Origin of the sequence: Psychrobacter vallis (assembly GCF_904846715.1) — a bacterium.
GTDB classification, from domain to species: domain Bacteria; phylum Pseudomonadota; class Gammaproteobacteria; order Pseudomonadales; family Moraxellaceae; genus Psychrobacter; species Psychrobacter vallis.
In genome coordinates this window covers 1-20919 of record NZ_CAJHBU010000024.1, presented here as the reverse complement: position 1 = coordinate 20919, position 20919 = coordinate 1, and the positions used below count along the sequence as shown (strand labels likewise).

Here is a 20919-nt window from a genome sequence, read left to right as displayed (position 1 = left end):
GATAACGTTATTGGTTTTTTTTGCGATTTTTAAAGCCACGCCATAACCCTTCATGCGCCACTTTTGGCATTTTTAGGGTGATGGTGTTGGATAGCATGTCTTGCACTGCTAAGCCGCGTCGATTGAACAAGCAAAACACGTAGTTAAATATCAAACCCAAAAAAGCACTGGTTAATAGTAAAGCGCGTGAGCCACCGATCAAACTGCCAATAATGCCAAAAAGTAACGGCATCAAACAAGCCGCCAAGATCCGTTTAAAAGATTGTCCCCATGTCAGTAAGTGGCCTGAGTTATTTACGGTCTTTAAACGCCATGTCTGCATGCCTAGCGTTTGCCCACCCCGCCGCCAAAACAATCCATAAAATGCCACCAGCGTCAGTACAAAAGACGGTGTCATGATAACGTTCTGATACCATGTCGGCAATGACTGGGCTTGCGATGATTGCGTGCCTGTCTGCATAGTTAGCAGCGTACCAATCACGGTTAACACCGTCCCTACTAAGAATAACAAGGCCAAAATTAACATACCATCATAGAGAATGGCCACAACGCGAGTTGTTGGCTTAGCAATCGTGGGTTCTTCGTCAGAGATTTGCTGCATGGAGGGATTTCGCTGAGGCTTTGACTTAATGGCAGCTTTTGACGGGCGTTTAGGTAAACTCTTTGGCATGGTAAAAGCTCATAGCAAGCAGTGAATAGTGGCTCTATTGTACCGTAATTCACGGTCTTATCGTATATTATCCTAGGGTGTGTCTTCAATCTGAACGATAGCGACTAAATGAGTTAAAAATGGCTAAATGTTCGCCAAACTGCGTCAAATAGCTGGTTAATATCCCGATATTATCAGCGCTATTTTCCTTGTTTGGCTTCAATTTATCTCATTTTTATAACCATTTTCAAAATGAGGACACGCCCTAGTCGCTCTGTATTCTTTCTAGTTTCGCTGACTCGTTTTTATAGTGAACTCACTATAGTTAAAATATTTTAGAGTCGCTACAGTGCTGCTGATGTAAATTTTTTGCAGCCTCTGTCTGCGCAGGCACAGCAAGCAAGCAAGCAAGCAAAATTTACACCAGCAGTACGTGTTGTATCGATATTACTTTTCATCGACTATATAGCCATCAACATAATATGACCTTGAACATAGAGCCATTGAAAAATTACAGACATAAAAAAATCGCCAAATTGTCATAAGACAGGCGATTGATTTAGTGTTTCTTAAGCTTAAAGATAAGCTATTATGCAAATGGTGCGCTTGGAGAGATTCGAACTCCCGACCCCTTAGTTCGTAGCCAAGTGCTCTATCCAACTGAGCTACAAGCGCGTACTTTGCACATCATCTACTGCATTTATTAAATAACATTTGCAGTAAATTAGGTTGGTCATTATATAGATAATATCGCTTGTGTCAATATCTTTTTTTATTAAAATCAAATTAACTTTTGTTTTAATAAAAAAGAAGATTATTAACGCCAATATACTGCGTTACTACTCTAATAACAACTGAATAAATGGCGGTGAAGGAGGGATTCGAACCCTCGATACGCTTACACGTATGGTTCCTTAGCAGGGAACTGGTTTCAGCCACTCACCCACTTCACCGAACGATATAAAACGCTTATAAAGTAACTATAAACACAGTATCGATGCTAATGATACGTCTTACGTCGTGGGCGAGTATTATAACAAAGCCGAAACGAATTGCAAGCCTTGTCTACCAATTTAATGAAGGTTTTAGCATAATTATTTATTTATCTGTGTTTACACCCTTTTAAATAATCAAAGTATCAGTAAAAATAGCATTCGATCTATTCAAAATTGCATTTATTAGTGGCTTGATCCTCTAAACGCACTGTTTGGACGGCTATGGCTTTTTTGGTAGTGGATGGTTATAGTATTTGCTATTCATTTAGGGTATACAAAAGGAATTTTTATGCGACCCGTGGTACTGTGTTTTTCAGGATTGGATCCATCCGGTGGTGCTGGCCTACAAGCAGATATCGAGGCTGTCGGCCAAGCAGGCGCACATGCCACCATCGCTTGTACAGCGATTACGATACAAAACTCGCAGCAAGTGTTTGGCTTTGAAGCTTGTGCGGCAAGCCTAGTAAGAGCACAGGCCACAACCGTACTGGATGACTTACCTGTTGCCGCTATCAAATCAGGTATGCTTGGCACCACCGACAATATTGCAATGCTGACCCGCTTGTTTGCCGATCGTGTTATCGCTGATGATGTGCCTTTTGTATTAGACCCCGTATTGGTCGCCAACAGTGGTGGCAGCTTAGGCGATGAAAAAACCTTGGTGACGGCCTTTAGAGAGCTATTGCCTTATGCCACCTTAATCACCCCAAATACCCACGAACTTCGCGCTTTGAGCGGTGAACAAGACTTACACATCGGGGCGCAAAAGTTGTGTGCGCAGGGCACTTGTGCGGTATTGGTAAAAACTTCACATGACTTTGACAGCGGCGATATTGAGCAGTATCTATATGTAAAAGGTGAAATGGTACATCAAAGCACTTTGCCACGCCTACAAGGCGAGTTTCATGGCTCAGGCTGCTCACTGGCCAGCTTTATCGCTGGGCGCTTGGCAATGGGAGATGTGCTTGTCAATGCCGTAAAAGCCGCAGACAGCTGGATTACTCAAACCTTGCGCGCCGCTGATGCACCGCATCCTGATAATGCTGAAGCCCAATTAATACCCAATCGTTTTGTTAGAGATAGTGAAAAGTAAAATCGATTAATAGCTACAAAAAAAGGCGTTCTATATCAATAGACCGCCTTTTTATTATCTAACCAAGTACTTAACCAGTTTCTATGACACTGACTAGCCTTAGCCTAACATTGGCATAAGGCTGGCTGTCAAACCACCAATGAAGATCTCAAGTAAATAAAAAGCAAGGAAAGCGACCATTGGCGATAAATCAAGCATGCCTAAGTTTGGTGTGATACGGCGAAACGGTGCCAAGATAGGCTCAGCGAGGTTAATGATAATACCGATAATTGGATGCTCAGATCTGGTAAACACCACAATCCAGCTGACGATAATAGACCCTATCACCAAATAACGACACAGGCGCAAAAAGTCTAAAATTAAGCTGGTCGTACCAGTAAAAAACAACGGTACAGGCGCAATACCTTTATGCGTTAATGCTGCTTTACCAGAGATATCAATCAAGCGAATCAAAAACATTAGCACGATAGCAGCCAGACTGATACGCCCTTGTGCAACCGTTGGAAAAATACGCCCAAACACATCGACAATATGGGTCGCTTTATAAGCAGGCGCAATCATAGGATTGCTCGCATCCATGCCTGCAAACTGTAGCATAAAGCGAATAAACACCAACATCATGGCGAAAGTGGTGACCAAATCAAAGATTTGAAATAACATGTTGTTCATGAAGTGCTACTCAATGTGACATTATTAACAGGTTTGGGGATGACGAGTGTCATGATTAGATGCTTAGTACTGTGTCATGCAAGCGCGGCATACAGGTGCGTCATTCACTTTTAGCAAATAACGCGCCTGATATCGATGTTTATTTACTCATCTCTTCACTTAGGGCTTGGCTACGGTCATAACAAGCCTGCATGGCTTCACCTATTTGGCGACCGATTTCATTGGCTTGCATTGACTCAATTGCTGCTTGGGTCGTACCATTCGGTGATGTTACTTTGCGACGCAATTCAGCGGGCGCATCATCACTATCCATGGCCATTTTTGCCGCACCTATCATGGTTTGCAGCGCCAGCGCTGATGCTTGTTCTTGATCTAAGCCTAAAGCAACCGCTCTATCGACCATCGATTCAATAAAATAAAACATGTAAGCCGGTGCTGAACCTGATACGGCTGTGACCGCATGCATGTGCGTTTCGTTTTCAACCCACATGACCAGCCCTGAGGCTTCCATCACCGCAGTTGCCAGCTCTTTTTGTTCAGCTGAGATATTATCAGCACCATAAAGACCCGTGGCACCCATCTGAATCATAGCTGGAGTGTTCGGCATCGCGCGCACGATATTACGATACCCATTTAGCATAGCAGATAAAATTTCGGTCGATAAACCTGCTGCGACCGAAATGATCAATTGATTGTCCAGTACATCAGTAAAAGCGCCAACAACGGCTTTCATTACTTGCGGCTTGACAGCCAGTACGATAATGTCAGCATCGATCACCGCTGCTTTTGGATCAGTAATTGGATCTATTGTATTCAATCCTTTGGCCGCCAGTTGCTCACGTACATCGCTACTTGGATCGGCAACTGTGATTAAATTCGGTTGGATACCGCAGCTCACAAGCCCACTAATCAAAGCCTGCGCCATGTTACCGCCGCCGATAAAGCTGATTTTTTTATTATCCAATACTGACATACTTCGCTCCTACGCAAAAAATTCAAAGATGTTCAAACTAACACAATCATAGGTAAAATGACATTCAGTTTACCATACTGCTACTGCCATCGTTTGACAAATTCGAACAGTGTCTTATCGCATCAAGCTGACGAGCCCCCAAGCAAACAGCATGTACAAACCACGCTTTTAGCAGCTATTATCTACGCTTAAATGATTATGAATGTATTTAGAAAATACATCATTTTCACTATGATGGATAAAATCGTCAGAATCTAATATCTGGCCTAGTATCCAGCTCTCAAAAGGCGATAATAATAAAATAGGTAGCTCAATTGGTCGCTCAGTCTCAATACTGTCGTCACTGAGAAAAACTACACTGACCACAACCAAACTCTCGCGTAACCATATAGGCACGCCAAGTGTTTGGTATAATTTTTTGCCTGACTGAGGACGTGATGACCCTGCAATTTGTACGCGCTGCTGCCGATCTAATGGCGCAATTTTAATCTCAACTTTGTCTGTGTCAATTTTTAACATTTCCGCCAATGCGTGTGGCAGCATTTGCACTTGCCAAGTAAAGTGCTTGCTTGTACGTAAAGAGATTGAGACGGAGGGATTGTCCGCTGAATGAGCAGCAGCCACAATGAGATCAGATACAGCAAGATCAGATAAGTTATACGTTTGTGCATCAAGCGGCATCTTAAGCCATGTCAACCACTCACTGCTTAGGCGATACAGCTGCTGACGATAGCGACGAATGGTATATGACTGCTTGCGACCCTGCCAAAACAGCTCGGTCTGATGGTCATGATCCTTACGCTGACTTAGCCCTAACACCTCATCTATCAATTGCTTGGTGGGCGGTAATGGCTCATCTTGTCCTAACCAATAGTGCAGTAGTTGGCGCTGTCGATAAAAAGGTAACCCTTCTAACTCATTAATCTTTAGCACCCGCTGTGCTGGAGGCAATTGCAACGAACCGATGGTCATCTGCTGCAAATCCTGTACCGCTTGTGCTCGGATGGTTGATTCTGCATCGCCCAATAGCTGAGCGCTACGAGCAATATTTTCTATGACATTTGGATTATATTTTGCCAATACTGGCATGATGTCACGGCGCAGCCCACTACGAACATTATCGCCAGTATCATTGGTAGGATCATCGATATAAGGCAGCTTTAAACGCTGGGCATAGGCGCTTATACTAGCACGCTGTACAGTGAGCCAAGGTCGCCATAACGCCATCTGATGCGCGCCTTGCGTTTGTATTCGCCAAGGCTGCATACCTGACAGACCATTGACGCCTGCTCCTTGAATCAACCGCATCAATACAGTTTCTGCTTGGTCATCGGCATGATGCCCTAACAATAAAACATCCTCTTGATTGATATGCTCGCGCATAACGTCATAGCGTGCTTGCCGTGCCGCTTGCTCGTCGTGGCCTTTTACGTGTGCTGGCAAAATATAACACGGTATCTGCTGCGCTTGTGCCCAATTAGCGACATGTACAGCCCAATGCTGACTATCGGTTTGCAGACGATGATCGACATGTAAAAGCTGTGGTAAAAATGGCAGCTTACCTTGGCGATACAGCTGCACGCATAGCGCCGCAAGTGCCAATGAATCACGGCCACCACTACAGGCCAGCCAAACACGCCGACCGTGCAATTGTGCGCCATACTCAGCCACACTGTTCAATAATGCCGCTGCCAAGCCTTCATCAATCGGTAGGTCTGCTATTGGCTCAATAGCATTGGGAATGATTGCGCTGCTGGTCATAATGAGCCTTAGTTATGTGGAGATCCTATAGGGGCTGTATAGGATTCGAACATGGCACTGACAGAGACTATTTTTTAGACGATTCGAAGGTAAAAATAGTAAGTATAGTCATTCTATACGGCTATTTTTAGCAATGAAGCGGCAAAAAAGAGTCCTGTCCCCTGTTTTTATTATTGGGGCTGATGCTAAAACTGCCCCATACGGTGTTGCAAGTCTCGCTAAGGTATTAACATTATCATCGATTTGCGCCTTGTCTGGAACCGTTTTAGCGATCAGCAGTGCCTATTTGTGAATTCTATACAGCCCCTAGTTATTTGACATAAAAAAACGCGCCATCGAATGACACGTTATTATTTTAGCATTAAGGCTGGGTCTCTAATATGAAAAGCGTGTTCTTAAAAACTGTTTATAAAATGCTTAATATTAAATCGGGACAACACCAAACGTTGCTATAGTCGATACTCAATAAAACTGATACCAGGCATTATAACGCGAGACTGGCACAAATTTTTCTGGCTTGCTGTGCCTACGCCGACAGAGGCTACAAAAAATTTACACCAGTCCCGCTGACTCGTTTTTATACTAAACTCACGATACATTAAATAGTTACGATATAAAAAGTAGCGAACACGTTAGCCCATTAGCAAGGCAACATCACTTCTGAGTTAAAGGTTTTTAGCTTCTCATAACGCAGCTCACAACGCGCTTGTGCGTCTAAATCTTTAATCTCATCCAGTTGCTCAGCAATAAGTGCTTTCAAAGCAGTCATCACTGGCTGCGGCTGAATATGAGCGCCCTCGCCTTCCTCGATCACAGCATCAATCAAGCCCATCTGATAGAGGTTGATCGCGTTTAATTTCAGGGCTTCACTGGCATCTTGCGCTTTTTCAGCCGTTTTCCACAAAATAGACGCACAACCTTCAGGAGAGATGACTGAATAAATGCTGTTTTGTAGCATGTTGACTTTATCACCCACGCCAATTGCCAACGCGCCACCTGAACCACCTTCACCAATAATGGTTACAATAATAGGCACTTTTAGGCTAGAAAAAACGGCGATACTTTCGGCAATTGCTTGCGCTTGTCCGCGCTCTTCGGCACCAATGCCGGGGTATGCGCCTTGGGTATCGACAAAAGTCATCACCGGAATATTAAAACGCTCAGCCATTTTGACCAAACGAATCACTTTGCGATAACCCTCAGGATTGGCCATACCGAAATTGTGAGCGATACGCTCGCGAGTGCTACGACCACGATGTTGACCGATGACCATGACTGGCATACCATCAAAACGCGCCAGTCCACCCAAAATGGCTTTGTCATCGGCATAAGCTCGGTCGCCATGCAACTCATCAAATTCAGTAAATAGCTGATTAACATAGTCCATAAATAATGGACGCTTGGCATGTCGTGCAAGCTGCACACTATCCCAGACAGTGCTCATAGACGCTTCCCTTTAATAATGATACTTAATGTATTTATGTTTAAGAATAATATCGCTATCGATTTTAAGATAATGAAAGTACAGTTGTAAACTCAATAGAAGCTATAGTAGCACATCTTATATGGCATGGCATTATCGACAAAGCCGCTTTTGTTACGTTAGTCTTTAACGCGATAATCACAATAGTAATCTATAAAAGCCTGAGATCTAAACCTCGATAATACTTAGCGCCACACCCCATTTAGCGAACTGATCAATCTCAGTATGCAGATCAGGCAACAAAAAAGCATAATGCTCACTACTGTCGGCCACGGCGATTTGCCAGCTGTTGTCATCATTCACTGTTAATTGTAATTCTGGCAATTCCTGATCGCTGCGGCTATGATGCGCCAGAACCGCGAGGCGCAGTAGCAAACATAGATAAACGAGCTGATTGCCACCGATACTACAAGTCTGCTCTAGCATATCGGCTTTGAGCTTACGGCGATGATTGAGCATCAGCTGCGCCATGCGCTTTTGATCGACTTGCGAAAATCCTGGAATATCTGAATATTCGAGCAAATAAGCACTGTGTTTATGATAGCTACTATGACTAATCGCCAGCCCTATTTCATGCAAAAATGCAGCACGTCTGAGCAAATCACCGTCATCATTACTGAGGCCCAGCTTATCTTTTACTTGCTCAAACAAATAGCGACTGGTTTTTACCACTTGTTTGGCTTGTTTTTTGTCCCCTGAATAACGCTTAATCAACGCGAGGACACTACGATCACGCACATCTTCACTAGCAAAACGACCAAGCATGTCATACATGACGCCTTCGCGTAGCGCACCATCTGAGTACACAATCGTATCAACGCCCAGTACCTTCATCACCGCCCGTAGAACCGCCACGCCTGCTGGAAAGATGGCTTTGCGGTGTTCTTTTACCCCTTCCAAATTGATATCATCGACGTTGCCAATTTTGAGTAGGAGCTTCTCAAGCTTTTTTACGCCTGCATAAGTGATGCGTTCTTGCTCATCGGCCCAGCCTTTGGAAACCAAGACACTACGCACCGCTTTAATCGTACCACTAGAGCCAACCACACTACTCCAGCCCACTTTTTGATAACGACCATTGATTGCCAATACTTCTTTGCGAGCACCTGAAATAGCGTTATTGAAGGCTTCTTTGGTAATCAGTCCATCAGCAAAATATTTTTGGGTAAAAGCGACGCAGCCCATCTGTAAGCTTTCGGTCAATAACGGATCAAACTCTTGACCAATGATAAATTCTGTCGAACCACCACCAATATCGATGACCAACCGTTTGTCACTACTGGCATTGGTGTGTGACACGCCCAAATAAATCAATCGCGCCTCTTCACGTCCTGCAATAATTTCAATCGGCTTTGGCAAAATTTTATTGGCATGAGCGATAAAATCGTTGGCGTTTTTGGCTTGGCGTAACGCATTGGTCGCGACCACACGAAGGCGCTCAGGCGGCACCGAATCCAAGCGAGCGACAAAGCGACTCAAACATTCAAGACCGCGCTTTTCAGCCGCCGCACTCAAAATATTGTTTTCATCCAATCCAGCCGCAAGCTGCACTTTTTCAGACATAGAGACTACTTTTCGCACTTCACCATGATCGAGGCGAGCAATGGCTAAGTGAAAACTGTTGGAACCGATATCAATAGCTGCCATCATTTCATCGTCAGTGAGTGGTGGCTTCGTAAGATAGTCAATAGGCATAAGAGAGGTCATTACCATGTTAGATAAATGGAAAAAGAAAGGGTTAATAGTCAGTAAAAAATAAAATTGATACCTGAGTAGTTGTGTACCACTGATATGACTTTTTTCGCTTGTCGTCTACGAAATCATTGGAGCGCAAGCGAATCACATCCATACGAATCGACACAATTTTTGCCATTAAAGCATTTATGCCAAACACTGGCAAGTGACACAAAACCTTGGTACAAGGACAATTCCATAACCCATAAAATAACAGCCGCACGCTCAGCATCTATCACTTGTGTTAACCCGATTCGTTTGCTACATTGAAAGCCATTAATATTATAATAAATAACAGCAACTTATCCGATTATTTATCAATATCTAATATATAGATAATTCAACATAAACTCGATACGCGAATAGCCAAGTGCGGCTGGTATTTGATAAACGACTAGCAAGGATGCTAATACAATGAACCAAATTGACACGCAAAATCCGATAACGACAGCAGATACTCCGACGAAGGCTCATACGAAAAAAGACCTCATAAAAATTGATAAACCCGCAAAACAAAATTTTTATGACTTTTACTTAGCAGAGCATCAAAACATGGCGTGCCGTCGTCTGCATTTTGCTGGCAGTAGCTTTGGTCTATTAGGGTTGGCAAAATCTGTCAAAACCCGCTCACCAAAACCTTTACTCAAAGGCATTGCTGCTGGCTACGCTTGTGCTTGGGTCGGTCACTTTTTCTTTGAAAAAAACAAGCCAGCGTCTTTTAAATTCCCCCTAAAAAGCTTTGCCAGTGATTTTCGGATGTATGGAGATGTGCTGCGCGGCAACCTCAGTTTAACAGATCGCAAGTACGACAGAGCCAGAAAAACTCATTAAGCCTTTAGCTATCATTTATAATAACCACAAAAAAACCAGCATCGTAATGTATTTACTCATGCTGGTTGTTATTTTAGGGCGTATTGAAATTTAAAGCCTCAGACTTTAAGCCTTTGCCATTGCTGCAAAGATGTCATCGGCCGCTTTGATCGATTCATCAATGTCTTCTACGCTATGCTTGATAGACATAAAGCCCGCTTCATACGCAGATGGTGCTAGATAAATACCTCGATCAAGCATACCGTGGAAAAAGGTATTAAACAGCGTCATGTCGCACTCTGTGACTTCATCGAAGTTCTTTGGTGCTGCCGTGTCACTGTCTTTGACAAAGAACATCCCAAACATGCCGCCCAACTTATTGGTGCGAAGATTGATGCCATGTTTGTCAGCCGCGGCTTGAAAACCATCAATCAGCTGATCTACTTTTGCTGAAAGCTCATCATAAAACCCATCTACCGTTAAGTCTTCAAACATCGCAATACCAGCGCGCATCGCCAGCGGGTTACCTGATAACGTACCGGCTTGATAGACACCGCCAAGGGGCGCGATACAAGACATAATCTCTTTTTTACCACCAAACGCACCAACAGGCAAGCCTGCACCAATGATTTTACCAAAGCAGGTCAAGTCAGGCGTGATACCGAAGTGTGCTTGCGCCCCGCCAAGTCCCACACGAAAACCCGTCATCACTTCATCAAAAACCAGTACCGCGCCATTGGCAGTACATTCTGCCCGCAACGTATCATGGAATTCTTGCGTTGGAATGACCATATTCATGTTGCCAGCGATAGGCTCTAAGATGACACAAGCAATCTCGTCACCCCATTTTTCAAAACAGTCTTTGATTGCTTGTGGATCATTATAAGGAATGGTAATCGTGTGCTTGGCAAAATCTGCTGGCACGCCTTTTGAGGTGGGTTCGCCAATGTCTAACATGCCTGAACCAGCTTTGACTAGTAAGCTGTCCGAATGACCATGGTAGCAGCCTTCAAACTTGACGATTTTGTCACGCTGGGTATAACCACGTGCCAGACGAATCGCGCTCATGGTCGCTTCTGTACCTGAGCTGGTCATGCGAATCATCTCAACGCTTGGAACGATCTCACAAATCTTGTCAGCGACCGTCGTTTCAAACGGCGTTGGTGTGCCAAAGCTCAAGCCATCATCGGCGGCTTTTTTGACTGCATCGATGACTTTTGGATGGGCATGACCCAAAATCATTGGGCCCCAAGAACCTACATAATCGATATAGGCATTGTCTTCAGTGTCATAAATCTTGCTACCATTGGCACGATGCATAAAGATTGGCGTACCACCGACCCCTGCAAAGGCACGGACAGGTGAGTTCACGCCGCCTGGAATATGTTTGCGGGCTTGCGCAAAGAGCTGTTCGTTTTTAGTACTCATAGTGACTCTCTATTTATTGATTTTGTATTTATCTGCTTTGTATTTATCGGTTCTGTATGTTCCAAATGACGTCAGTTTTATACTTATTTATGCTCAAACCTTTCAAGCAATGTCTATTTCAAGATTTTTTAAGGTTTTACGCTTTTTTAACGACAGAGGATTTAAGCTTCATTGGGCCATGTCCATCGAGTTTACAGTCAATGTCATGACCATCCGTCGCGTCTGGCAACAGACGGATGCCTTTTGCTTTGGTGCCGACTTTGATAACGATTGATGAGCCCTTGACTTTCAAGTCTTTGATCACAGTGACCGTATCGCCGTCTTGTAGCTCATTGCCGACAGCGTCACGAATGACGGCATCTTGGTCTTCAGCTTGTGCTGCATTCGTCTCAGCCACAGTCCACTCATGCGCGCACATCGGACATACCAGTAACGCACCATCTTCATACGTATATTCAGCATCACATTTCGGGCAATTTGGTAAGCTCATCATATCCTCGGCAGTCATCAGACATTGGGTTCATTGTGGAGTTTACATTGTACCGTAACTCGCCCTCTTTAACCAATTTGTACCGTTGAAAACGGCGCGCTACGCCCAATTTAACGCTTAAGTCACCCGTTAGCGATGACGTTTTTGTGACACCGTTTTTGTGGTACTCTTCTTAGCCTCATTTAGATTTATACTGACACATTCTATCAGTGATAAAAGCGCCTATATAAAAAGTGCTCGTATAATTTTTTATCGCGCAGGTTTCCTCTCTATATTTTAATAATCAAGCGCTTACCAGAAGGATAATAACAATGACTCAGTCTTCAAAACCATCAGCATTGCCGCAGTTCTCGCAGTTGACCATACAAGGTGAGGATGCCGAAAAATTCTTGCAGGGACAGTTGACCTGTGACGTCACCAAGCTCGGCCTTAGCTATCAAGCCGCGGCTATTGGCAATTTAAAAGGGCGGATTGAATTTGGTATTTGGCTTAAAAAGCAAGCAGAAAAACATTATGACGTGGTCATTAGTGCCGATTGCGCCGATTCTCTGCAAGCTCATCTAAAAAAGTTCGGAGCATTTTCTAAGTTCGAGACCAGTGCACCAGCAGCGATTTATCCTTGTGTGCTAGCAGACGCGCCAACCTTTAGCCACAAAGACGATCATAATACAGCCACCGACACTCAGGCGTGGATAGCATGCAGTATCGCCACTGGTAATTATTGGATCGTAGCCGCGACTCAAGGCGAGTTCCAACCGCAAGAACTGCGCCTGCATCAGCGTGGTGGTATGGACTACGATAAAGGTTGCTATTTGGGTCAAGAAGTCATTGCCCGTATTTATTTTAAATCAGCACCAAAGGCGTTTTTGCATTATGTAGAAGGTACTGGTGATGCACCAACAGCAGGCGACAAGCTAGACAAAATCCAAGTGGTCAATGCAATGACAAATGAAAATGGCTTTACTGCCCTTGTCGTGGCACGTCCTGAGCAATTGGCAGAAAGCACGCTTAGCATACTGGACTTGCCAGCAGCACTACAGGTAGATGTTGCGCGCCCAAAGTAAAAGCAAGCTGAAACAGATAGGCGGCGCAGCAACGGTGAAGTTAGGCTAATATACGGCTGCCGTCATGATTAACATGAGCATAGAGAATCCCATGACACATATTGCGGTACTCGGAGCAGGCGTGGTGGGCGTGACCACTGCATGGTATCTACGTCAAGCAGGCTATGATGTGACCGTGATTGAGCGCGAATCAGCGGCAGGGATGCAGACGTCCTTTGCTAATGGTGGTCAAATCTCCGTCTCACATGCTACGCCGTGGGCCAATCCTGCGACGCCAATGAAAGCGCTTAAGTGGTTGTTTAAAGAAGACGCACCGCTGCTGTTTCGCTTGCGTGCTGATAAAGATCAGATGCGATGGGCCATGCAGTTTTTGCAAGAGTGCCGCGCTGATCGCGCCGATGCCAATCTAGTACAGATGGTGCGCTTGGGTCTGTATTCTCGCGATACCTTACAACAGCTACGCGCGGATATCGATATCGAGTATGAGCAGCAAACGCGCGGTATCATGCATTTTTATACCAGCCAAGCTGAGTTTGATGCCGCTATCGAACCCACTGAACGCATGCAAGCACTCGGTTGCGAGCGCCACGTGATTGATATTAATAATGCGGCTAGCTTGGAGCCTGCGCTTTATCCAATTGCGCACAAACTCACAGGCGCAACCTATACCAGCCGTGACGAATCGGGTAATGCGCATCTGTTTACGCAGCGCTTAGCACAGCGCTGCATCGATGCGGGCGTGCAGTTTTTGTATGATACTGAGATATTAGCACTCAATACTGACGCTCACTCTGCGCGTCCGCATGTACACAGTATTACTATTCGCCCAAAAGGCGAAAACGCGCAAACCTTTAGCGCTGACAGTCATGTGGTTGCACTGGGCAGCTATAGTGTTCCTCTGCTAAAACCACTTGGCATTCATGTGCCTATCTTTCCCGCAAAGGGCTATTCGGCCACCTATAAAGTCAATCCGCGCGCGCCGCATTTAGCGCCTTTTGTCAGCCTAATAGATGATGAGTTTAAGCTGGTGACCTCGCGTTTGGGTGACAAATTGCGAGTGGCTGGGACAGCAGAATTTAACGGCTACAATCTCGATTTAAATGCCACGCGCTGTGAGGCCATTACTCGCCGCGTGCAGCAATTATTTCCAAAAGGTATTATCGCAAATTCCGTTCAATACTGGACAGGATTGCGCCCGATGACCCCGTCGAACGTACCTTTGATTGGACGTGCACATTGCGGTCAAGTTAAGCATGGTAGTCGCAATGCGTCAGCCACTTTTGACAATTTATGGCTCAATACAGGACATGGTACATTAGGCTGGACGCATGCTTGCGGCTCGGCAAAAGCTATCAGCTTATTAATGCAAGGCGAAACGCCCAGCGTTGATTTTGACTTTGTGGGCGCAAGTAATTGACCTAACGTTGAAATAATATATTAGAGTTACGTTTATAAAAAAGAAGGCGCTTACATGATGTAAGCGCCTTCTTTTTGCTTTAAAACAAACCTTGAGTTTATGCCATCACATTGTCTACTAACGCCTCTTCTGTACTAACATCAATCGCCTCTAACTGCACAGGCACACCATTAACGGCGGCATTACCACTCAACTGATCGATCAAAGTATCATCTGTTAAATCATTAACACTGACACCGGCATGCGCTTGCGCAATCTTCTGCTTAACGCCTTTACGTCCATGACCAAAGCCATGCGGAATACTAACCACACCTGGCATCAGCTCATCGGTCACCTCTGCTGCGATGACCACGCTGCCTACTCGAGACGTTACTTTGACGTCTTGCCCGTCTGTAATACCGTGCTGTGCTGCCGTTTCTGGATGCAGCATTAGCGTACAACGAGATTTGCCTTTGACCAATCGATAACTATTGTGTAGCCATGAGTTGTTGCTACGCACATGGCGGCGACCAATGAGTAAAATCTCCTGATGATCATATTGCTGCATCATTTCTTTGACCCGTGCCAAATCTGCCTCATAAAAATCAACATTGAGATTGATTTGCTTATCTGCATGCTTGATGGCCTCTGGCAACATACGATGCAATGGTCCTAAATCAATACCATGTGGGTTGTCTATGAGCACATCCAATGTAACGTCTTTATAAGGTCCATATTTGAGACCTTGCTCAAGTAAGAATTTCGGTCCAAAGGCTTTTGTCGCGGCACGTTCTTTTTGCGTTGCTTCTGGCGCGTCTTTATCCAAACGGTCGGCAAGCTCTAGATAAATCTCCCAATCATGCTTTTCATTATCTGTTTTGCTAAATAAGGCAGGCGAGTATTTGGCAACATTGTGTACGGCAAAGCCATTAAACGTAACATCATAATGATCGCGCTCGAGTGGTGATACGGGCGGTAGGATAATATTGGCATGGCGGCTGGTTTCGGTCACAAAGTAATCAAGCGATACCATAAACTCCAACCCTGATAGGGCCTCATCTAGTTTTTCGCCATTCGGCGTGCTAAGAACAGGGTTACCAGCGACACTCATAAAGCCCTTTAATTGACCTTCTCCTTCGACCAGCATCTCATCCGCCATCGCCACCACTGGATATTCGCCATTAAAATCTGGCAAGTTACTCACACGACTGTGGCGTTTGCCCAAATAGCCAGGACCCGAGCTATTCACCACGTCAACAGCAGGGTTCGGGAACATGAGTCCGCCCACTTCATCTAAGCGTCCTGTGATGATATTGATGACCATGGACAAGTACTGGCTCAGCAAACCAAATTCTTGCACTGAGATACCCATTCGGCCATAGCAGACCGAGCTTTCGGCCTCACAAAACTCTTTGACGATACGTTTGATTTCAGCAGCGGTAATGCCTGTAATGTCTGCTACTGATTCAGGTGTGAATCCTTCTGCAAATGATGCAATACGATCAATCTCTGGCGTCAAACCTGCTACTCGGCTATTTACCTTGGCATAGCCTTGGGCGTAGATTTCGTTCACCATAGCCAGTAGCAGCAATACATCTGTCGCTGGGCGAATAAAATGATGCTCACTGGCGATATCTGCTGTTTCGGTACGCCGTGGATCGATCACCACCACTTTGCCATCGCGTGCTTTGATGTCTTTTAGCTTTTGGCGCATGTTGGGTGCGGTCATGATACTGCCATTAGAGGCCAGCGGGTTACCACCGATAATGAGCATATACTGCGTACGATTCACATCAGGCACAGGAATACGGAGCATATGACCAAACAGATGCATGCTGACGATATGGTGTGGCAGCTGGTCGATTGAGGTTGCAGAAAAGCGACTACGTGTCTTTAAACTGGTTAATAGCTGCTTGATGGTCAACATACCGCCCATGTTGTGTACGTTGGGGTTACCCAAATAGACCCCAAACGCATTTTTACCATGTTTTTGCTGAACGGACTGAATACGCGCAGCGACTTTATCCAACGCATCCGGCCAACTGATCGCTTTCCAACCGTCCGCCATTCTCTCAACAGGTCCCCGCAGGCGATCAGGATCCTCGTGCAAGTCTTGCAAGGCAGTCGCTTTTGGGCAAATATACCCCTGCGAAAATGGATCGTCTTTATCGCCTTTGATCGATAATACTTTTTCGCCATCGTGCTTGATGACGATACCGCACATCGCTTCACATAAGTTACAGGTTCTGAAGTGGGTCTGCTCGTTCACTTGGGTGGGTTCACTGCTCATGGTTACGCTCCCTGTTATTTTTGACTATTGTTTTCACTATTAAATCCATTTAATGGTTTTGATCGTTTTGGTGTCTTTTATCTTATGGTCAGATAATTTTAATGATTCATCACTTATACGTTTGGTGATTAATAATTAATCACTAAGCGCTTATACTTTGCTATTTTCTTGAGCAAAGCTGCTAAAAAGTGCATCAAAATTCTTGCACAGCATGGCAATTGCTTGCTGCCGTGAATAACGTCCGTGATGACAGCCCAATATCAACTCATGTACTTGGGCAGTAGCGATATCGACACAGAGATTGATCTCAGACACATCAAAAGTGCGCTCGGCTGACGAGAGTCCTTGAATAAATATCTCTACCCACTCTTCTTTTATCTCGCCAATCAAGCGACCTAAGCCTTTATTGACGAGATGGCTATTTTTAGACGAGCCCATTGTCGAGTGCTGATTTCCTTGTGTTGAGCTATTGCCTAGACTGTCTTCGATTAAGCGTTGAAACAAAGCAATATTTTGAAACGCGGCATCAAAAATTAGGGTCAAACAGTGCTGGCAACGCTGATTAAACTGCTCATTGGTCAGCGCTGCATAATCTTCTAGCATGTTTATCCAAGCCATACGTATGGGAGACAGATAATGGTGCTTAAGCTGCTCACCCAGCTCATTTTGCAACGCCTCTAGATCATCGAAATGGTTATAAAAACTTGGCTGCGCAATTCCTGCGCCTTTGGCGATTTTATTCATACTCATGCCAGAAGCGCCGTCTAAGCCATACAATTGCAAAGCACTCTTTAGTAAGGCTCGACGCGTTTTGGTTTTTGCCAGTGCACGCTTCGTTTCCATCAGTGGCTCTAAATTTTCGTTTGTAGCAATGAGGGTATCGGATGAATTCACTGTCGAGTTATCCTGATTTCATATAATGGTCGTTTTTATTTCAACTATAAGCCTATAGTCATTTGAATAATAAGTCTATAGTCAGGTCAATATAAAAATAATACAGTAGCACTCATTTAATTAAAAAATCTTGCTAAGCTGCGACCATCATACCCATAGCTTAATTCTTATTTATTGGCGGCTTTTACATAAGTTGATGACAAAACACGTTTGTCATTACACAAACAAGCTTCTTATAACATAAGCGAGCGAATCCCTATCATAAAGAAACACTCTAAACATTGCCTATACAGACAAGGCGATTTCGAACGCCTATATTAGATCTTACTAACTGGTCTGCTAATATCTATTATCTATGGCTACTGAGTAGTAAATAAATTAAAGACAGATGGAAAAATTGTCTCAACAACCAATCTGCTAATAAAATAAGGAATATAATAATGAACGAACATACTCTAAAAGGTGAATGGAAGCAGCTAAAAGGCTCAGTAAAACAAAAATGGGGCGAGCTGACTGATGATGACTTGGACCAAGTTGAAGGCAGCCGCGATAAGCTGGTTGGCCGTGTGCAAGAACGTTATGGTCATGCTCAAGAAGACGCTGAGCGCGAAGTAGATGATTGGCGTCGCGACAATAATTACTAATCAATATTCTTTGAAAAATTAAATTTGAAGCAAATAAAATAAAAACCGTGTAGGAAACTACGCGGTTTTTTTATGTCACTCGAATAATGAATTATAAGAGCGGTAGGATTTAGCTTTTATCTGATCGCTAGCATTAGCCTAGAAATAATAATAACGAACGAGAATAATTAGTATTGTCCAGACACGATAAAACCGCATAGCAATGAATTGTTATGCGGTTTTATTGTTAACCATCCATGTTACCTATCACGACTGCTTCCCATACATCCTTGCATGATATTCAGTATATTGTAATACTGGGCATCCTGCCCTTTTACTACACTTAACAGCATTAACTACTGTTATCAGCAGAGGTCACGCGTCCTTACTTCACTTAATATTATCATCCTGATTCTAATAAGCGAATCATTATCCTTAATGCGGTCAACTCAATCCTTGAGTCACATTCCCTAATGCCGTATGACTATAGTGCCTAATTATTAAGCGGATGTTAAGTCGCATAAGCGTCATTGCGTGTAAGCATATGCTTACAACCTTCTTATTGTTTAAAAGAGTTACAACTTACTAACGCAGAAGACACTTATTATCAAGTTCTGTGCTTTATCATATCGAATGTAAGCAAATATTTCTGCCAATATGTTAAAAGCATATTAGTTTGCCGATACGAATTGTTGGATAATTTTAGCGCCCTGCATTAAGGTACTGGAAAACTATTTGTATTTAGCAAAAGAATTTTATTAGGAGAGTGTCATGCGTGTTTTATCCTATGCCAAACTAAAGAATGTCGTGTCTGCCAGTATGGTCACCGCGTTGCTGTTGGCAATGACTGGTTGTGTCACCACCCCTAGTGGTTATCACAAATATGAGGATATTTATCAGGATGTTCATAAAGATAGTAAAGCGTACAAAAAGCACAAAGACAATAAAAAATATAAAGATAAGAATAAGTCAGCGCATAAAGGTGTCAACGTCTATGCTATTGAGCAAAGAGCTGCAAACAAAGTAAGGCGTATGGGGTACCGCGTTAATGATGTGAAATACGTCAAAGGCAATCGTAAAATTATGGTTAAGGCTGAGCGCGGGCGCGATAATTATAAAATCGATCTGGACTATCCAAGCTATGATGTGGTTAGAATTAAGAAGCGTTAACAAGTTTCAACCTATATTCGATCAGTGCTTTTAACTGGTCAATATAGGACGATAGTGAGCATGGCACGAGTCAAGTAAATCGATAACGGGTTTATTTGGCTTTTTTATGGCGAGTTTATCCGTCTTAAAAATCCAGCACTTTTATCACATCATAAGCGGGCGTCTCATAAGGATGTGCTTTCTTTAAAGCAGTGATAACAGCCTCTATGGCATTTTCGGCAACCACCATCTCAACGCGCCACTCATCAACGGTTTCAAGCTTGTCTTGTGTGCCGATATGCGGCGTACTACCTACCAACGGTTTGAATTGTCCTGTCCCTTGTACTTGCCAGCAGCACTGCTCGTAATACCCAATGGTTCCTGCACCAGCCGCAAATAAGGCAGACTTCACTACCTCTAATGCTTCATTGGGAATAAATACGGTTAGTTTATACATATTGCTGATCCTAAATAAAGTAAGCAAAAAGACAGCTACTTTTTGGATAAAGAGGGATGATCCGCCCATATATAGCGTAGCAGCCAATCTTTGGCCTCACCAGCATAATCGATACCAATACGTGGACGCAATGATATAGGCGGCTTACAGCCATCATCTTCTATCCAAACGGTTGAAGCAGGTTCGATAGATTTGCCGTATAACTGGCGATCAATTTGTAAGCGCTTGGTCAGCTTTCCCGGACCTGCAAACTGTTTGGGATGGCTAAGATGCTTGTCTGCGCTAAGCAACTGCTCACCCAATAGTCGATCACTGTCTTCTATCAAAAATCCTGCCCGTATCAGAACCGACTCAGGTGACTCCGCATTGGCTGTGATGACATTAAGCATGTGATGAATACCATAAGTCAAATAAACATAAAACACGCCACCTTGCTCATACATGATTTCGGTACGCGCAGTTCTTGTCCCCGCATGCGAGTGACAGGCAGGATCATCCTCACCGATATACGCTTCGGTTTCTGAGATACGCATACGCAATACTTTGGCTGCGCCATCCGTATCTATAAGCTTTCTACACAGCACCTTACCGACCAAATCGGCAGCAACCACACAGGTAGGACGAGTAAACCAATTAGAATCTAAGACAGTTGATAAAGCAGTAGACATGAGCGAAACCTTTTCTTATTTTTATCATCTCATTGACATGGATGAGTATTAATAAATTAGCATAAAAGTAAGATAAGGTATTGAAGACACTGTTGGTGCTATGTTTAATTTTTTATAAGAGTTAAGCGACAAGCCTGTGCCTAAAAAGATGATGTTAATACGCTGTGGTAAAAATCAATAATTATGGCTAGAGAGAAGTTTGTCCTTAATCATTATTTTAGGGGCTGTAGTAGATAAGCACCATGCTAGACTACTAAAATGAAGATAACCCGTTGTAAATTAAGTAAAAAAGA

Annotated in this window: 18 protein-coding genes and 2 tRNA genes; 6 read left to right on the top strand and 14 right to left on the bottom strand. The window is 43.9% G+C overall.

Going from position 1 to position 20919, the window contains the following annotated elements; translation table 11 throughout:
* Positions 1 to 7: 7 nt before the first annotated feature.
* The 3 genes from JMY02_RS12395 to JMY02_RS12385 form a co-directional block, all read right to left on the bottom strand.
* A complete protein-coding gene (locus tag JMY02_RS12395) occupies positions 8 to 670 on the bottom strand; it encodes an RDD family protein (RefSeq protein ID WP_201598766.1) in 663 nt (220 codons plus the stop codon).
* Between the two features lie 577 nt (positions 671 to 1247).
* Positions 1248 to 1324, bottom strand: a tRNA-Arg gene (locus JMY02_RS12390).
* Positions 1325 to 1512: 188 nt separating this feature from the next.
* Positions 1513 to 1602: transfer RNA gene (locus JMY02_RS12385), tRNA-Ser, on the bottom strand.
* Positions 1603 to 1933: 331 nt separating this feature from the next.
* Here JMY02_RS12385 and JMY02_RS12380 point away from each other — a divergent pair.
* Positions 1934 to 2737, top strand: a complete 804-nt coding sequence (locus tag JMY02_RS12380; RefSeq protein WP_201598764.1) for a hydroxymethylpyrimidine/phosphomethylpyrimidine kinase — start codon at positions 1934 to 1936, stop codon at positions 2735 to 2737.
* A 99-nt stretch (positions 2738 to 2836) separates the two neighbouring features.
* Here the strand turns inward: JMY02_RS12380 and JMY02_RS12375 are convergent, their stop codons facing one another.
* The 5 genes from JMY02_RS12375 to ppx form a co-directional block, all read right to left on the bottom strand.
* Positions 2837 to 3406: a YggT family protein gene (locus JMY02_RS12375; protein ID WP_021814001.1), complete on the bottom strand. Its 570-nt coding sequence runs from the start codon at positions 3404 to 3406 to the stop codon at positions 2837 to 2839.
* Between the two features lie 139 nt (positions 3407 to 3545).
* Positions 3546 to 4379 carry a pyrroline-5-carboxylate reductase gene (gene proC / locus JMY02_RS12370; RefSeq protein ID WP_201598762.1) on the bottom strand — a complete coding sequence of 278 codons (834 nt, stop codon included), beginning with the start codon at positions 4377 to 4379 and terminating at the stop codon, positions 3546 to 3548.
* Between the two features lie 168 nt (positions 4380 to 4547).
* Positions 4548 to 6140, bottom strand: coding sequence for a tRNA lysidine(34) synthetase TilS (gene tilS, locus JMY02_RS12365; RefSeq protein ID WP_201598761.1), 1593 nt, complete (start codon positions 6138 to 6140; stop codon positions 4548 to 4550).
* A gap of 640 nt (positions 6141 to 6780) precedes the next feature.
* The gene (locus tag JMY02_RS12360) at positions 6781 to 7584 is read right to left on the bottom strand and encodes an acetyl-CoA carboxylase carboxyltransferase subunit alpha (protein WP_021814005.1); all 804 of its coding nucleotides are present in this window, start codon (positions 7582 to 7584) and stop codon (positions 6781 to 6783) included.
* A gap of 207 nt (positions 7585 to 7791) precedes the next feature.
* On the bottom strand, positions 7792 to 9318 hold the full coding sequence (ppx, locus tag JMY02_RS12355; protein WP_201598756.1) for an exopolyphosphatase: 1527 nt from the start codon (positions 9316 to 9318) through the stop codon (positions 7792 to 7794).
* Positions 9319 to 9771: 453 nt separating this feature from the next.
* Here ppx and JMY02_RS12350 point away from each other — a divergent pair, with 453 nt between their 5' ends.
* Positions 9772 to 10188, top strand: a complete 417-nt coding sequence (locus JMY02_RS12350) for a DUF962 domain-containing protein (RefSeq protein ID WP_201598755.1) — start codon at positions 9772 to 9774, stop codon at positions 10186 to 10188.
* Positions 10189 to 10293: 105 nt separating this feature from the next.
* On the opposite strand, the gene hemL is transcribed toward JMY02_RS12350, so the two are convergent.
* Together hemL and JMY02_RS12340 are read right to left on the bottom strand one after the other, a co-directional pair.
* Complete coding sequence (gene hemL / locus JMY02_RS12345) at positions 10294 to 11595, bottom strand: glutamate-1-semialdehyde 2,1-aminomutase (protein WP_201598754.1); 1302 nt, start codon at positions 11593 to 11595, stop codon at positions 10294 to 10296.
* Between the two features lie 136 nt (positions 11596 to 11731).
* Complete coding sequence (locus JMY02_RS12340; RefSeq protein WP_320157795.1) at positions 11732 to 12085, bottom strand: zinc ribbon domain-containing protein YjdM; 354 nt, start codon at positions 12083 to 12085, stop codon at positions 11732 to 11734.
* 311 nt (positions 12086 to 12396) lie between these two features.
* Between JMY02_RS12340 and ygfZ the strand changes: the two genes are divergently transcribed.
* A complete protein-coding gene (gene ygfZ / locus JMY02_RS12335) occupies positions 12397 to 13149 on the top strand; it encodes a CAF17-like 4Fe-4S cluster assembly/insertion protein YgfZ (RefSeq protein ID WP_201598753.1) in 753 nt (250 codons plus the stop codon).
* 91 nt (positions 13150 to 13240) lie between these two features.
* Positions 13241 to 14566, top strand: coding sequence for a D-amino acid dehydrogenase (locus JMY02_RS12330; protein WP_201598751.1), 1326 nt, complete (start codon positions 13241 to 13243; stop codon positions 14564 to 14566).
* A 97-nt stretch (positions 14567 to 14663) separates the two neighbouring features.
* On the opposite strand, the gene JMY02_RS12325 is transcribed toward JMY02_RS12330, so the two are convergent.
* Together JMY02_RS12325 and JMY02_RS12320 are read right to left on the bottom strand one after the other, a co-directional pair.
* Positions 14664 to 16835, bottom strand: coding sequence for a molybdopterin oxidoreductase family protein (locus tag JMY02_RS12325; RefSeq protein ID WP_201598749.1), 2172 nt, complete (start codon positions 16833 to 16835; stop codon positions 14664 to 14666).
* Between the two features lie 150 nt (positions 16836 to 16985).
* The gene (locus JMY02_RS12320; protein ID WP_201598747.1) at positions 16986 to 17729 is read right to left on the bottom strand and encodes a TetR/AcrR family transcriptional regulator; all 744 of its coding nucleotides are present in this window, start codon (positions 17727 to 17729) and stop codon (positions 16986 to 16988) included.
* 440 nt (positions 17730 to 18169) lie between these two features.
* Here JMY02_RS12320 and JMY02_RS12315 point away from each other — a divergent pair, with 440 nt between their 5' ends.
* Entirely contained in the window at positions 18170 to 18373 is a 204-nt protein-coding gene (locus JMY02_RS12315; RefSeq protein ID WP_201598745.1) for a CsbD family protein, read from the top strand.
* A gap of 750 nt (positions 18374 to 19123) precedes the next feature.
* Entirely contained in the window at positions 19124 to 19522 is a 399-nt protein-coding gene (locus JMY02_RS12310; protein ID WP_201598744.1) for a hypothetical protein, read from the top strand.
* A gap of 124 nt (positions 19523 to 19646) precedes the next feature.
* On the opposite strand, the gene JMY02_RS12305 is transcribed toward JMY02_RS12310, so the two are convergent.
* Both JMY02_RS12305 and JMY02_RS12300 read right to left on the bottom strand, forming a co-directional pair.
* Positions 19647 to 19958: an NGG1p interacting factor NIF3 gene (locus JMY02_RS12305; protein WP_201598743.1), complete on the bottom strand. Its 312-nt coding sequence runs from the start codon at positions 19956 to 19958 to the stop codon at positions 19647 to 19649.
* A gap of 35 nt (positions 19959 to 19993) precedes the next feature.
* Positions 19994 to 20626, bottom strand: coding sequence for a DNA-3-methyladenine glycosylase (locus JMY02_RS12300; protein WP_201598742.1), 633 nt, complete (start codon positions 20624 to 20626; stop codon positions 19994 to 19996).
* Positions 20627 to 20919 lie beyond the last annotated feature (293 nt).